Here is a 13,864-nt window from a genome sequence, read left to right on the forward strand (position 1 = left end):
CATCATGGCACAGCCCGTGCCGGCGTTCGGAGGGCCGGCCGGGCGGCGGCGCCCGCTCAGCCGACCGGTGCGGGCCGGGGGGACGGGACGGTCGGGGCGGCCCCGGTGCCGTCCAGCTCCCGGCGGGCCTGGTCGAGGAAGCCGTCGGCGTACCGCTGTTCCGGGAAGTCGCCGAGGTAGCGGGTGCGGGTCCGCCAGCGGGTCTCGGCGAGCGGGTCGGTGTCGAGCAGCCGGTCCAGCACGTCGTCCAGGTTGGACAGATCCGAGGTCAGCACGTAGCCGGAACCGGCCAGCGGGAAGCCCTCGACGAACCGCTCCCCCTCGCCGACCCGGTCGGTGACGGCGTACGGCTTGCCGGAGTAGAGATAGTCGGAGATCACCGCCGAGACGTCCGAGACCAGGGCGTCGGAGGCGTTGACGCAGTCGACCAGGCTCATCTTCCGGGCCGCCTCGGCGCCGAAGACGTGCGGCCGCCCGCTGCCCGCCCGGTCCTCGGCGAGCAGCTGCTCGATCCGGGCGAGCTGCCGGGCCGACGCCGGGTTCTGCGACGTGTAGGGGTGGGCCCGCAGGATCACCGTCACGCCCCGGTCCAGCAGCCGCCGGACCAGGGTCTCGCCGACCGGCAGCGAGCAGTGGTCGACGTCGGCGTTGTGCCCGGTCCAGGTCGGGGCGTAGAGCACCACCTTGTCGGCCCGGTCCCGGATCGGCTCCCGGCGCACCTCGATCGCCTCCACCTGCGGGCGGCCGACGATGGCGAACTTCTCGGCGGGGATGGTCACGCCGTTGCGGGCGTACCGGTCGATCGCCGCCTGCCCGGCGACGAAGATCCGGTCGAAGATCGCCGAGACCGGGTTGGCGCTCGTCGCCTTGTCACTGTCGCCGTGGTGCAACTGGATGTGGGTGAGGTGGGTGAAGCGGATGCAGTGGCTGTTCTTGGCGCCGTGGTTGACATAGAAGGCGACCCGCAGGCTCGGCACGATCGCCTCGTCGATCGAGCGCGGTGTCGGGCAGACCACCACCGGCGCGCTGGTGGCGGCGGAGACCGGGCCGAGGAAGTCCGGCTCCCGCAGCAGCACCATGAAGGGGCGGCCGATCCGCTCCAGGTACGGCAGCCACATCATGACCTGGTATTCCGAGCCGGGCGGCGCGGAGAAGTGGAGCAGGAACTCGGGCTGGTGCCGGCGCAGCGCCTGGGTGACCGCGCTCTGCCGGGCCGAGGGGCGGAGCCGGCGCAGCGCGAGTGGCCCGGCCGCGCCGACCGCGGCGGCCGCACCGACCAGCAGGGTGAGGAGCAGGACGGGCCAGGCGGGCAGGCGCAGCGCCGCGCTCGCGGCGAGCAGGACCAGCAGGGCCAGCACCGCCGGGCCGAGCCGGTCGGCGACGAGCAGCGGCGAGGAGCGTACGCCGAGGTTGGCCGCGCGCACCTCAAGCTCGGCGGCGTCCCGCAGTTGCCGCTCGGCCAGGGTCAGCCCGAGCAGTGCGGCCCCGGTGACCGCCAGCGCCAGCCAGTTCCACCGGGCCTCGGGGACCCGGTGGACGTAGCCGACCAGCACCCCGGCGATCAGCAGCACGGGCTCGGCGACGAGGCCGGCCCGGGGGTTGACCCGCCGCTCGACCCAGACCGCGACCGCGCCGGCCACCGCCAGGGCGAGACCGGCCAGCTCCGCCGTTGCCAGGGCGAGGACCAGGAAGGAGAGCACGGCCAGGCCGGCACTGAGACACCGGAGGGTCAGTTTCCTGACCAGGTCGCCACGCATGCGCTTCCTTCCTTCGCCACGCCGCCCGGACCGACCGGCTCGATCTCGGGGCCCGCGATCTCGGCGCCCGGAACGCCGGGGGAGCGGCGGACGTCGACCACCTGACCGGTGAGCCCGGAGAGGAGGACGTCCAGCGAGACCCGGGCCACCGTGTCGGCCGCCAGCAGGGTGTGCACCGGCTCCTCCCCGAACGCCCGGGTCCGCATCGGGGTCGCGGTCCGCTCGGGGTTGACGCAGTTCACCCGTACGCCGAACTCCGACCACTCGTCGCCGAGCGCCTGGGTGAGGTTGACCACGGCGGCCTTGGTGGCGGAGTAGAGGGCGTACCTGGCCCGGCCCCGGGTGTAGGAGCTGGAGGTGTAGAGCAGCAGTTGGCCCCGGGTCTGCCGCAGGTAGGGCAGGGCCTGCCGGGCGATCTCCACCGGGGCGACGAGGTTGACCTGGAGCATCTGCGCGATTGTCGACTCGTCCATCTCGGCCAGCGCACCGGTCCGGAGCATCCCGGCGGTGACCACCACGTGGTCGATCCGGCCGGTCGCCTCGAACGCGGCGCGCAGCGCGGCGGCGACGTCCTCGGCCCGCTCCACGTGGGTGCCGGTGCCGGACCGGCTCACCGGGAAGACCTCCGCGCCGTAGTGCCGGGCGAGCTCGGCCAGCTTCTGCCCGATGCCGTGGCTGCCGCCGAAGACCACCACCGTCCGGCCGCTCAGCTCCTCGGTGTACGCCCGCTCGTCGACCGGCCGGGGCGCCTGGGCGGCGGCGAGCTGGAAGAGCTTGTCCGCCAGGTGCACGTCGACCGGGTGGGTCACCTTGATGTTCTCGTCCGAGCCCTCGATGACCTTGATCGGCACCTCGGGAAGGTAGCGCAGCACCACCCCGCAGTCGTCGGTGGCGCTGAACTCGGTGTCCTCGGCGGCGCGCGCGTACGCGGCCCGGATGGTGCCCGAGCGGAACGCCTGCGGCGTCTGCCCCCGGCGCAGCCGGGCCCGGACCGGGATGTCGGTGATGCAGTCGTCCCCGTCCACCTGGATGATCGTGTCGGCGGAGGGGATCGCCACGTCGACCGCGGCGTGCGTCCAGAGCGCGTTCACGCACTCCCGGACGATCCGCCCGCTCAGCAGCGGCCGGACCGCGTCGTGGAAGAGGATGTTGCAGTCGTCCGGCCCGAGCGCGTCCAGCGCCATCCGGGTGGTGGCGTTGCGGGTGTCACCGCCCTCGATCACCTTGCCGACCTTGCGGAACCCGGCCCTGTCGACGATCTGCTGCGCCTCGTCGAGGAAGCCGGGCGCCATCATCACCAGGATCTCGTCGATCTCGGGCGCGGCCTCGAAGACCGCGATGGTGTGTTCGAGGATCGGCTTGCCGGCGATCTTGAGTAGTTGCTTGGGTATGCCGAGCCCGACCCGGGTGCCGGTGCCGCCGGCCAGCACCACCGCCACGGTCCGCTGGGGTCGCCACACCGCCGGTACGGCGCTCCGGGGCTCCGGTGCCGTCCGACCGTCCGGCCGCGTCGCCGGATTCTGTGCCATTGCCGATCCTCACTGTCTGCGGCCGGTCGCCGCAGTCGTACGCCGAGTCTCCGTCCGCGGCCCGCCCGGAGCCGCGACCCATAGGACCCTAGCCCGGCATCGGCCGGACGCCGAACCCCCAGGTCGACAACCGGCCCTCCGCCGGTCGGTCCGGGTTCGGCTCCGGTTCACTTCCGGTTCATGAACTTCTCGTACTCGGGGACCACCTCGTCGGTCGGCCCGTCCGCGCGGATCACGCCGGACTCCAGCCAGATCGACCGCTCGCAGGTGGAGCGGATCGAGCCGATGCTGTGGCTGACCAGAAAGACCGTGCCGGCGCTGGCGCGCAGCTCGCGGACGCGCTGCTCGCTGCGGCGCCGGAACCGTGCGTCACCGGTGGCGAGCGCCTCGTCGATCAGCAGCACGTCGTGCTTCTTCGCCGCGGCGATGGAGAAGCGCAGCCGGGCGGCCATCCCGGACGAGTACGTCCGCATCGGCAGCGAGCTGAAGTCGCCGCGCTCGTTGATCCCGGAGAACTCGACGATCTCCGGGGTGAGCTGGCGCACCTGGGCCGGGGTCATGCCCATCGCCAGGCACCCCAGCGCCACGTTGCGTTCCCCGGAGAGGTCGTTGAGCAGCGCCGCGTTGACCCCGAGCAGGGAGGGCTGGCCGTGGGTGTAGATCGTCCCCCGGCTGGCCGGCAGCAGCCCGGCGATCGCCCGCAGCAGGGTCGACTTGCCGGAGCCGTTGCTGCCGAGCAGGCCGATCGCCTCACCCTGGTAGGCGGTGAAGGTGACGCCCTTGACCGCGTGCACCTCGCGGACCGTGCCGCTCTTGCGGCCGGTCACCATCCGGCGCAGCGCGGCGACCGGGTTGTTGTTGCCGGAGTTGGCACCGTGCACCCGGTAGATCACGTGGACGTCGTCGACGACGACGGTCGGGATCCGGGGGACCGGCGCCACCGTGGTCGCGCCCGCAGGGGTCCCGGTCCGGGGATCGATCGGCTCAGCCACGGCCGTACTCCTTCTCACCGCGCCAGAAGTAGATGAACCCGAGCAGCCCGACCAGTACCGCCCAGCCGATGCCGAGCGCCCAGGACTGGGTCGCCGATGCGGTCACCGGCGCCGACTCCAGCAGGGCGTGCCGCATCAGCTCGATGTAGACCAGCAGCGGGTTGAGCTGCACCAGGAAGGCGGCCCACTCCGGCAGGTGCTGCTCGAAGTACTCGACGCTGTAGAGCACGCCGGAGGCGTACATCCAGGTGCGCATCACGAACGGGAGGACCTGCCGCATGTCGGTGACCTTCGAGCCGACCCGGGCCAGCGCCATCGCCAGCCCGGCGTTGAAGACCGACTGGAGCAGCACCGCCGGGATCACCAGCAGCCACTGGATGGTCAGCGGCTCGCCGTCGACCAGCACGATGCCGGCGAGCACGACGATGGAGGCGAGCAGGTGCTGGAACTGGGTCAGGGTGATCGCGATCGGCAGGGCGGCCCGGGGGAAGTGCAGTGCCCGGATCAGTCCGAGGTTGCCGCTGATCGCGGTGACCCCGCCGCTCGCCGCGGTCTGGGTGAAGGTGAAGACGAACAGCCCGGTGCAGAGGTAGGCGATGAAGTTCTCGACATCCCTGCTGGTGCCCAGCACCACACCGAAGATCAGGTAGTAGACCGCCGCGTTGGTCAGCGGGGTCAGCACCTGCCAGATGCGCCCCAGTCGCGCGGTGCTGAACGAGGCCACCAGCTTCGCGTTGGCGTAGGCGGTGATGAAGTGCCGGTAGGACCAGAGCTGCCGGGCGTAGGCCGGGAGGGTGGGCCGGGCTCCGGCCACGGTCAGTCCGTACCGGGCGGCCAGTTCTGCCTGGCTGAGCTCTGAATCGGGGTTGGCTACCGCCGTGATGGCCATAGCGTGGGCGCTCCGATCTGTTCGGGCTGTGGGAGTCGCGCGACGTGTCGACCGTGGCTCGAGCGGTGGAACGCCGATGGTCGTCGCTCCGTGGAAAGTAGTCCATAAGTACGTCGGGACGCAACCGTAGCGTCGTCGCGCTATATTGGCCGACGTGGCGACCGACAACCGGCGTGCTCCAGCGGGAGCGGCGGTGCTCCGAGACGAGATCACCGTCGCTATCCGCCAGGCCGTGCTGCAGGAACTCGCCGCGGTCGGCTACGGTCGGCTGTCGATCGAGGCGGTCGCGCGCCGGGCCGGGGTCGGCAAGACGGCGATCTACCGGCGCTGGAACTCCAAGCTCGAACTGGTGCTGGAGATCGTCGGCCGGGTCGCGGGCCAGAGCCTACCGTTACCGGACACCGGGAGCCTAACCGGAGATCTCGACGTGCTGCTGCGGATCGTGGCCCGGGCGCTGCGACACCGGCTGGCCTCGCAGATCGTTCCGGACCTGCTCGCCGAGGCGGCCCGCAACCCGGAGATCGCGGGGACCCTCCAGCAGGCGCTGCGGACGAACCAGCGGGACGTCGGCAGGCAGCTGATCGACCGGGCGGTGGCCCGGGGCGAGCTGCCCACCGGAACGGATCCGGACCTCGCGGTCGACCTGATCGTCGGACCCCTCTACTGGCGGCTCGCCGTCTCCCGTACCGCCCTGCCGGACGCCTACCTGTCCCGGCTGGCCGCGGCGATCGCGGCCGGGCTCGGCGCGGACGTCGCCGTGCCCGAGACGGTGGGCGTGCCGGAGACGGTGGGCGTGCCGGAGACGGTCGGTGCGGCGGAGACGGTCGGAGCGGCGGTGGTCCGGGACGCCCCGGCCGGAGGGAGTGTCGACGCCCCGGTCTCGAGCTGACCGCGCCGCGCGGCGCCACCCACGTCCACCACCCCCGACCACCTGGCGGTCGCGGAGGCCGTGACCCGTAGGGCCCGGCTCCGCCACCGGCCGCGCCCCCCGTACCACTCGATCCACCCACGGAACAACGAGCTAGCATCGCTGCCGATTGCGATGCCTCATCGACAGGAGGATGCCCATGTCTGGGCAGAACGCAGACCTGATACCGCCCGCCAAACCAGTCATCGGAGACGCCGAGGTCGAGGCGGCCGTCCGGGTGCTCCGCAGCGGCCGTGTGGTGCAGGGGCCGGAGGTGGCGGCGTTCGAGGAGGAGTTCTCCGAGCTGGTGGCCGGCCGGCACTGCGTCGCGGTCAACTCGGGCACCTCCGCGCTCCAGCTCAGCCTGCTCGCCCTCGGCCTCGGCCCGGGTGACGAGGTCATCGTGCCGTCGTTCTCCTTCGCGGCCACCGCCAACGCCGTCCGGCTGGTCGGTGCCGAGCCCGTCTTCGCCGACATCGAGGCCACCAGCTTCTGCCTGGACCCGGCCGCGGTCGAGGCGGCCGTCACCCCGCGTACCGCCGCGATCATGCCGGTGCACCTGTACGGCCACCCCGCCGCGATGGACCGGCTGATGCCGATCGCGGAGCGGCACGGCCTGGCCGTCGTCGAGGACGCGGCGCAGGCGCACGGCGCGGCCCTCGGCGGCCAGCCGGTCGGCTCCTTCGGCATCGCCGGTTGCTTCAGCTTCTATCCGACCAAGAACATGCACGCCCTGGAGGGCGGCATGATCTCCACCCCCGACGCGGAGTTCGCCCGCACCCTGCGGCTGCTGCGCAACCAGGGCATGGAGCAGCGGTACGCGAACGAGATCGTCGGGGCCAACATGCGGCTCACCGACGTCGCCGCGGCGATCGGCCGGGTGCAGCTGCGGCAGCTGCCGGAGTGGACCGAGCAGCGCCGGTCGAACGCGAAGTTCCTGGACGCCCGGATCACCGGCGCGGTGACCCCGCCGGTGGCCGACGCGGCCCGGCACGTCTACCACCAGTACACGGTGCGGGTCTCCGGTGACCGGGACGCCGCCCAGCGGCAGCTGCTGGACCGGGGCGTCGGCAACGCGGTCTACTACCCGACCCCGATCCACCGGCTCAAGCCGTACCTGGCCGCGGACGGCAGGCCCGGTCCGTGGGAGCTGCCGGAGACCGAGCGGGCGGCCGCCGAAGTGATCTCGCTGCCGATCCACCCGGCGCTGAGCCAGGGCGACCTGGAGCGGATCGCCGACGCCACGAACAGCCTGGGCGGTGCCCGGTGAGCGGTGGGAACATGTTGCGTGCCGGCCTGATCGGCCTCGGCGCGATGGGGCGCAACCACGCCCGGATCCTCGCCGGCCTGGACGGCGTCGAGCTGGTCGGTGTGGTGGACCCGGCCGGGGACAGCACCGGCATGCTGCGGGCGCCGGTGCTGCCCACCGTCGCCGAGCTGCTCGCACTCGAGATCGATTACGCCGTGGTGGCCTGCCCGACCGCGCTGCACGAGCAGGTCGGCCTGGAGCTGGCGGCGAACGGCGTCTGCGCGCTCATCGAGAAGCCGCTCGCACAGTCGGTGGAGACCGCCACCCGGCTGGTGGAGGCGTTCGAGGCGGCCGGGCTGGTCGCCGGGGTGGGGCACATCGAGCGCTACAACCCCGCGTTGCAGAACCTGCGGACCCGGCTCGAGGCCGGCGAGCTGGGCGAGGTCTTCCAGGTGGTCACCCGCCGCCAGGGTCCCTTCCCGCACCGGATCGCCGACGTCGGGGTCGTGATGGACCTCGCCACCCACGACATCGACCTGACCAGCTGGGTCACCGGCCAGGAATACACCTCGGTCTCGGCCCGTACGGTCTCGCGCAGCGGGCGGCTGCACGAGGACATGGTCGCCGCCGTCGGGCAGCTCGCCGACGGCACCATGGTCAACCACCTGGTCAACTGGCTGAGCCCGCTCAAGGAGCGCTCCACGGTGATCACCGGCGACCGGGGCTGCTTCGTCGCCGACACGCTCACCGCCGACCTCACCTTCTACGCCAACGGTGCCATCGACACCGAGTGGGAGGCGCTGCGCGCGTTCCGGGGCGTCGCCGAGGGGGACATGGTCCGCTACGCGATCCCCAAGCGGGAGCCGCTGCTGGTCGAGCACGAGCGGTTCCGCGACGCGGTCGACGGCAAGGAGAGCAGCATCGTCACCCTGCGCCAGGGTCTCCGTACGGTCCAGGTCGCCGCCGCCCTGCTGGAGTCGGCGACGGACGGCACCACGGTCTCGGTGGCCCCGTCGGTGGCCGACGCTCTGGACAGCGCCGCGAGCGCCGCTTCCGCCTGACGAGCAGATTGCAGGGGGCTTACAGATGGACAACGAGGGCGCCGGGGAGATCCGCACCACGCGCGGTCGCGTGGTGATGCTTGTCGACAATGCCGTGCAGGGCGACTCGCGGGTGCAGAAGGAGGCACGTTCCGCAGCCGAGGCGGGGTGGGACGTCACGCTGCTCGGGATCCTCAGCAACGCGTCGCCGCAGGAGACCTGGACCATCGGCGACGCGACCGTGCGGTTGATCAGGGTGCCCCGGCCGCTGGGACAGCATCCGATGCTGATGCGGCGCTCGCTGCGTCGCCCGCTGGCCTACCGGCCCGGACGTTACGCCGCCCAGCGGGTCAACGCCGTCAAGGCCTGGCAGTGGGAGATCCGGCAGCGGCGGGCGGTGCTGGACGCGGCCCGGCGGGCCGGGGGCAGCCCGCTGCGGCACCTGGCGGGCCGGCTGTGGCTGGTGCCGCTCCGCGCGGTCGCCAAGGCCGTCGGCCTCTGGGCGAGATTTCGCGCCGGCGAGCTGAGCCGGCTCCAGCGGGCCCGGCAGGACCCTGACGCCCCGATCACCCGGATCTCGATGGGGTTCTGGCAGCGGCTCATGGGGCAGCGGAGCTGGCGGCGGCTGGACCCGGGGCTCTGGGACTACGAACTCGCTTTCGGACGGGTCGTCGACTCGCTGAAACCGGACCTCATCCACGCCAACGACTTCCGGATGGTCGGCGTCGGCGTCCGGGCCGCACAGCGTGCCCGGGCCCGGGGACGGGACGTCAAGGTCGTCTGGGACGCGCACGAGTACGTCGCCGGGGTGACCGGCCGGGCCGACAACCCGCGCTGGCTGCCCGCCCAGATCGCGTACACCGCCGAGTACGCCCCGCAGGCGGACGCGGTGGTCACCGTCTCCTCGACCCTCGCCGAGCTGCTCCAGCAGGTGCACCGGCTACCGGAGCGCCCGCAGGTGGTGCTCAACGCGCCGTCCGGTCCGTCCGGAGAGGCTGCCGGGGAGCCGGCGCCCGACCTGCGGACGCTCTGCGGGATCGGGCCGGAGACGCCGGTGCTGGTCTACTGCGGCGGGGTGAACCCGTCCCGGGGTGTCGACCTGATGGTGGACGCGTTGCCGCAGCTGCCCGGCGTGCACGTCGCACTGGTCACCCTCCACCCGAGCGGCAACAACGCCGCCTCGGAGGAGCTGCTGGCCCGTGCGGTGGAGCTCGGCGTCGGCGACCGGGTGCATCTGCTGCCGTACGTGCCGCACTGGCAGGTCTCGGCGTTCCTCGCCACGGCGAACGCCGGTGTCGTGCCGATCCAGCACAAGCCGAACCACGAGCTCGCGCTGATCACCAAATACCTGGAGTACTCGCACGCCCGGTTGCCGATCGTCTGCAGCGACGTCCGCACCATGGCGGAGACGACTCGCTCCACCGGGCAGGGCGAGGTCTTCCGGGCAGGCGACCTGGCCGACTACGTCCGGGCGGTCCGGGCGGTCCTCGCCGACCCGGAGCGCTACCGGGCGGCGTACGACCGGCCGGGGCTGCTCGAGGGTTGGACCTGGGAGGCACAGGCCGAGGTGCTCGACCAGGTGTACCGGCGGCTGCGGCCGGACGTCGCCCCGGCGAAAGTGGCAGAGGAACGGGTGGTGCTCGACCCGGCGATCGTCTGACGCACAGCGCGCGGCGGGCATCGAGCGACTACGATGCGGAGTCGCGCCGTTTCTCCGGAGCGGTTGCGCCGGGCCCGCGCGTGCGCAGCGCCAAACCCACCTCGTACAACAGAAAAGAGGAAATTGATGTCGCCCCTCGGTCGGCGTTCGGCGCTCGGCATGCTGGCGGTCGGACTGCCCGCGAGCGTCCTCGCGCTCTCCGCCTGCCAGGGCTCGCGGGGGGCGAAGGCGACGCCGTCGCTGACAGACCGGGGCGACGTGGTGCGGGGCGAGAACCGGCTCGCCGGCACCGAGACGTGGCGCTCCGCCCGGGGTGGCCTGCGTGACGCCGACGACGACCGGTCGCAGATCCAGGGATACGCCTCGGCGACCAGCGTCGCCGGCGGGGAGACCATCGACTTCCACGTCACCGTGGAGACCCCGCAGAACATCACCATCTCGATCTACCGGCTCGGCTGGTACGACGGGACGGGTGGGCGGCTCGTGTACACCAGCGAGCCGCTGCCCGGCCGGACCCATCCGGTGCCCCTCGCCGACCCGGTGAGCGGGCTGATCGAGTGTGCCTGGCCCGCCACCTGGCGGTTCCCGGTGCCCGCCGACTGGGTTTCCGGTCTCTATCTCGCCACCTTCACCAGCGAGAGCGGCAGGCGTGGCTGCACTCCGTTCGTGGTCCGGGACGACCGGCACCGCGCGGAGCTCTGCGTCGTGCTGCCGTTCCCGACCTACCAGGCCTACAACCAGTGGCCGCTGGACGGGCTGCGGGGCAAGAGTCTCTACTACGGTTTTCCGTCGGCGGGCGGGCCGATCAGCTATGCCGAGCGGGCCGTCCAGGTGTCCTTCGACCGCCCCTACTCAGGGGGTGGCTGGCCGAAGCACTTCGACCGCGACCACGACTTCGTGCAGTGGGTGGAACGGCGTGGCTACGACGTGACGTACGCCTCCACAGTGGACCTTCACAGCGGCCGCATCGTCCCGGAGCGCTACCGCGGCCTGGTCTTCTGCGGCCACGACGAGTACTGGTCGGCCCAGATGCGGCACACCGCGAGCCAGGCGGTGGAACGCGGTGTGAGCCTGGCCTTTCTGTCCGCGAACAACATGTACTGGCAGATCCGGCTGGAGCCGTCCCGCGACGGGCGCGAGCACCGTGTCGTCACCTGCTACAAGACGGCACCGGACCCGGTACAGGGGCTGGGTGGCCGTGGTGCCACCGTAAGGTGGCGGGAACTCGGCGGCCATGGCGAGCACGCCGAGCAAGGGCTGCTCGGCGTGCAGTACAACGGCATCGTCGCGGCCACGAGCCCGCTCGTGGTGAACGCGGCCAACCACTGGTTCTGGGCCGGCTGCAACGTGGTCGACGGCACGGAGTTGCCACGGCTGGTCGGCGGCGAAGCCGACGGCTACGACCCGGAGATGCCGGCACCGCTCGGGGTACGGGCGACCGTCCTCTCCGCGTCGCCGTACCCGTTGCGGACCGGCACGCTCTACCAGCAGAACACCCACCTGTACGAGACATCCCGCGGCGCCGTCGTCTTCGACGCGGGGACGCTGCACTGGACCCTCGGACTGAACCGACGGGGCTTCCGTAACCAGAAGATCCAGACCGCCACCCGGAACCTGCTCGACCGGATAGTCCGGCGGCCACCCTGGACCTGAGCGGAGTGGGGCTCTTCGGCCGCCGGCCCCGCCACCATGGACCCAAGCTCAGCCCACCGGATGTGTGGCCGGGATTCGGAGTAGTTCATCGACGTGCTGCCCGACGGAGCGCCAGTCCCAGGTGGCCAGGGCGTACGCCGCCACGTCCGCACCGCTCGCCCGCCACCGCTCCTCACCGGCCGTCAGGTCACGGATCCGCGCGGCCGCCTGCTGCGGGGTGTAGGCCACCCATTCCGGCGGAACGGCCGTTTGGAGGCCGCCCGGCGAGTCGGCGGGAAGCGCGGTGCCGCGTAGCACCGGCACGGCGCCGCTGGCCGCGCCCTCGACGTGCGCGTGCCGGAACGTCTCCCGCACCTGGCTGCCGAGAATCACACCGATCCCGGTCAACACCTCCGGTACGTCGTCGGGCACCTGCTCGACCCTGCGCACCGCTCCCGAGCGCTCCAGCTCGGACAGGTCGGCCAGCAGTTCCTCGTGGTAGCGCCGGACCAGCATGCCCGGATCCGGGGTCAGTTCGGTGCCGACCAACACCAGCCGGTAGCGTTCGTCGCCCACTCGCAGCTCGCGGAGCACCTCGACGGCCCAGCGGGTGTCGACGGCGTTCACCCCCAGCACACCGAGGGTGAAACGGGCCTGCGGATGCTTCGGGCGCTGGTATCCGCTCAGGTCGAGGGCGTCACCGACGACGGAGAGCACGGGTGCCGCGTCGCCGCTGAGCTGGGGCAGCATCGCGGTTGCCAGCCCCAGCACGGCCGTCGAGGCGACGACCACCTCATCCACTCTGGAGTAATCGGTCAGGCGGGCCCACGAGGTGAGCAGGTCGGCGGGGTGCGGGCGTACGACGATCCGGGTGCCGCCCGGGTCGATCAGCGTGACGGCGGCGGCGGCCTCCGCACCCTCGGCGACGAGGACGTCGGCCCACGCCATCCGGGGTTGGAGCCATTCGTGCATCCGGTTGCCGTATTCGCTGGAGCCGGCGAGCAGGTGGCCGACCTGTGCGGCCGGGTCGGTGCGAACCGTGGTCGGATCCGACTCGTCACCGAGGTCGACGTGCTGAACCTCGACGTCCGGACGGTCGTCGTAGCGTCCGCGGACCGTCCGGTACCTCCGCGCGTCCCCGGCGGCCACCACGAGCAGCCGCAGCGGCCGGTCGGTCGGGGGTGGCGCGGCGTTCCGCGCCCGGCCGCGCGGTGTCGCGAGGACACGTCCGGCGGCGCTCTCCCGCAGCGGTGCCAGGAATTCCGTGGGGTGCTCGACGAGCGGCGAGGAGGGCTGCTCGAAGTGTGCCACCCGGTGGAACAGTAACCGCACCGCTCGGTGCACCGACTGGGCCGCCCGGGCGGTGGCCTTCCGCTTGAGCAGGTCGTCGGCGACGGCCAGCTCGGCGACGACCGCCGCCCGCAGGGCGACCGGGATGCGGCCGATGGCCAGTTCCCAGGTGGCTTCCTTGGTCAACAGGGCGGCGCGGGCGGCGGCATCCTCCATCCGGGCGACGGCGGCGGCCGAGGCGGCGGCGGCCTGCTGTGGGCGTTCCGCCTCGACCGCGCGCTGGTGCACCCGGTAGGCGACACCGCTGCGCACCCGGTCGGGCAGGGCCGGCGCGGCGATCGCCGTACGCCAGAACAGGGCACCGGCACCGCTGCGCATCACGGCCGGCGACATGCCGATTCGGACGACCCGCCGCACCTTGGCCGTCGCGTTCCGCCGCGTGGCCCGGCTGACAATGCCGGCCCGCACCGCCGCCGCGTCCCGGAAACTCCGCTTCGGCCGGGGGGCACCGGCGAGCCTGGCCTGCACCGCCCGGGTGGCCGGGCCGAGCCCGTGGCAGGCGTCGGCGTCGAGTTGCCGCTGCGCCATCTCCCAGACCGCGTAGACGGCGATCATGTCCAGCGAGACCAGCACGTCGGCCTCGCGGACCCAGCGCCGGACCACCTCGTCGTGCCACGACCGGGTCCAGACCGCGCGGGACCCCTCGCCGCCGAGGCCGTGTCGCCGCTGCTCCTCCGGTGTCGTCTCCCGCAGTCCGCGCACCTCGGCGGGGGCCGGGTCGAAGGTGAGCCGGCTCAGGTCGAAGTCGCAGACCAGCCGGACCCGGACACCCTGCCCGCCGAACCGCTCCAGGGCTTCGACCAGCACCGTCTCCTGCCGGGGTGCCGTGCCCGCGACGAGAAGCACGTTGATCATGAGC

10 protein-coding genes are annotated in these 13,864 nt (G+C 72.4%); 5 read left to right on the forward strand and 5 right to left on the reverse strand.

Annotated features, from left to right (window positions below):
• Positions 1–56: 56 nt before the first annotated feature.
• The 4 genes from ACN27G_RS08125 to ACN27G_RS08140 form a co-directional block, all read right to left on the reverse strand.
• Positions 57–1,757 carry a CDP-glycerol glycerophosphotransferase family protein gene (locus ACN27G_RS08125; protein WP_421492155.1) on the reverse strand — a complete coding sequence of 567 codons (1,701 nt, stop codon included), beginning with the start codon at positions 1,755–1,757 and terminating at the stop codon, positions 57–59.
• Positions 1,730–3,286: an SDR family NAD(P)-dependent oxidoreductase gene (locus tag ACN27G_RS08130; RefSeq protein WP_421492156.1), complete on the reverse strand. Its 1,557-nt coding sequence runs from the start codon at positions 3,284–3,286 to the stop codon at positions 1,730–1,732. The genes ACN27G_RS08125 and ACN27G_RS08130 overlap by 28 nt, the downstream gene beginning before the upstream one ends.
• A 167-nt stretch (positions 3,287–3,453) precedes the next feature.
• A complete protein-coding gene (locus ACN27G_RS08135; protein WP_421497271.1) occupies positions 3,454–4,266 on the reverse strand; it encodes an ABC transporter ATP-binding protein in 813 nt (270 codons plus the stop codon).
• 4 nt (positions 4,267–4,270) lie between these two features.
• On the reverse strand, positions 4,271–5,167 hold the full coding sequence (locus ACN27G_RS08140) for an ABC transporter permease (RefSeq protein ID WP_421492157.1): 897 nt from the start codon (positions 5,165–5,167) through the stop codon (positions 4,271–4,273).
• Between the two features lie 154 nt (positions 5,168–5,321).
• Between ACN27G_RS08140 and ACN27G_RS08145 the strand changes: the two genes are divergently transcribed.
• The 5 genes from ACN27G_RS08145 (at position 5,322) to ACN27G_RS08165 (ending at position 11,676) form a co-directional block, all read left to right on the forward strand.
• A complete protein-coding gene (locus tag ACN27G_RS08145; RefSeq protein WP_421492158.1) occupies positions 5,322–6,056 on the forward strand; it encodes a TetR/AcrR family transcriptional regulator in 735 nt (244 codons plus the stop codon).
• Positions 6,057–6,234: 178 nt separating this feature from the next.
• Positions 6,235–7,344 (forward strand): DegT/DnrJ/EryC1/StrS family aminotransferase, encoded by a 1,110-nt coding sequence (locus ACN27G_RS08150; RefSeq protein ID WP_421492159.1) that lies wholly within the window; start codon positions 6,235–6,237, stop codon positions 7,342–7,344.
• Positions 7,345–7,355: 11 nt separating this feature from the next.
• On the forward strand, positions 7,356–8,384 hold the full coding sequence (locus ACN27G_RS08155) for a Gfo/Idh/MocA family protein (protein WP_421492160.1): 1,029 nt from the start codon (positions 7,356–7,358) through the stop codon (positions 8,382–8,384).
• A 25-nt stretch (positions 8,385–8,409) separates the two neighbouring features.
• Positions 8,410–10,023 carry a glycosyltransferase family 4 protein gene (locus ACN27G_RS08160; protein ID WP_421492161.1) on the forward strand — a complete coding sequence of 538 codons (1,614 nt, stop codon included), beginning with the start codon at positions 8,410–8,412 and terminating at the stop codon, positions 10,021–10,023.
• Positions 10,024–10,149: 126 nt separating this feature from the next.
• On the forward strand, positions 10,150–11,676 hold the full coding sequence (locus ACN27G_RS08165; protein ID WP_421492162.1) for a N,N-dimethylformamidase beta subunit family domain-containing protein: 1,527 nt from the start codon (positions 10,150–10,152) through the stop codon (positions 11,674–11,676).
• A gap of 48 nt (positions 11,677–11,724) precedes the next feature.
• Here the strand turns inward: ACN27G_RS08165 and ACN27G_RS08170 are convergent, their stop codons facing one another.
• Complete coding sequence (locus ACN27G_RS08170; protein ID WP_421492163.1) at positions 11,725–13,860, reverse strand: glycosyltransferase family 1 protein; 2,136 nt, start codon at positions 13,858–13,860, stop codon at positions 11,725–11,727.
• Positions 13,861–13,864 lie beyond the last annotated feature (4 nt).

This window comes from Plantactinospora sp. WMMB334 (assembly GCF_049179095.1).
Classification (GTDB): Bacteria; Actinomycetota; Actinomycetes; order Mycobacteriales; family Micromonosporaceae; genus Plantactinospora.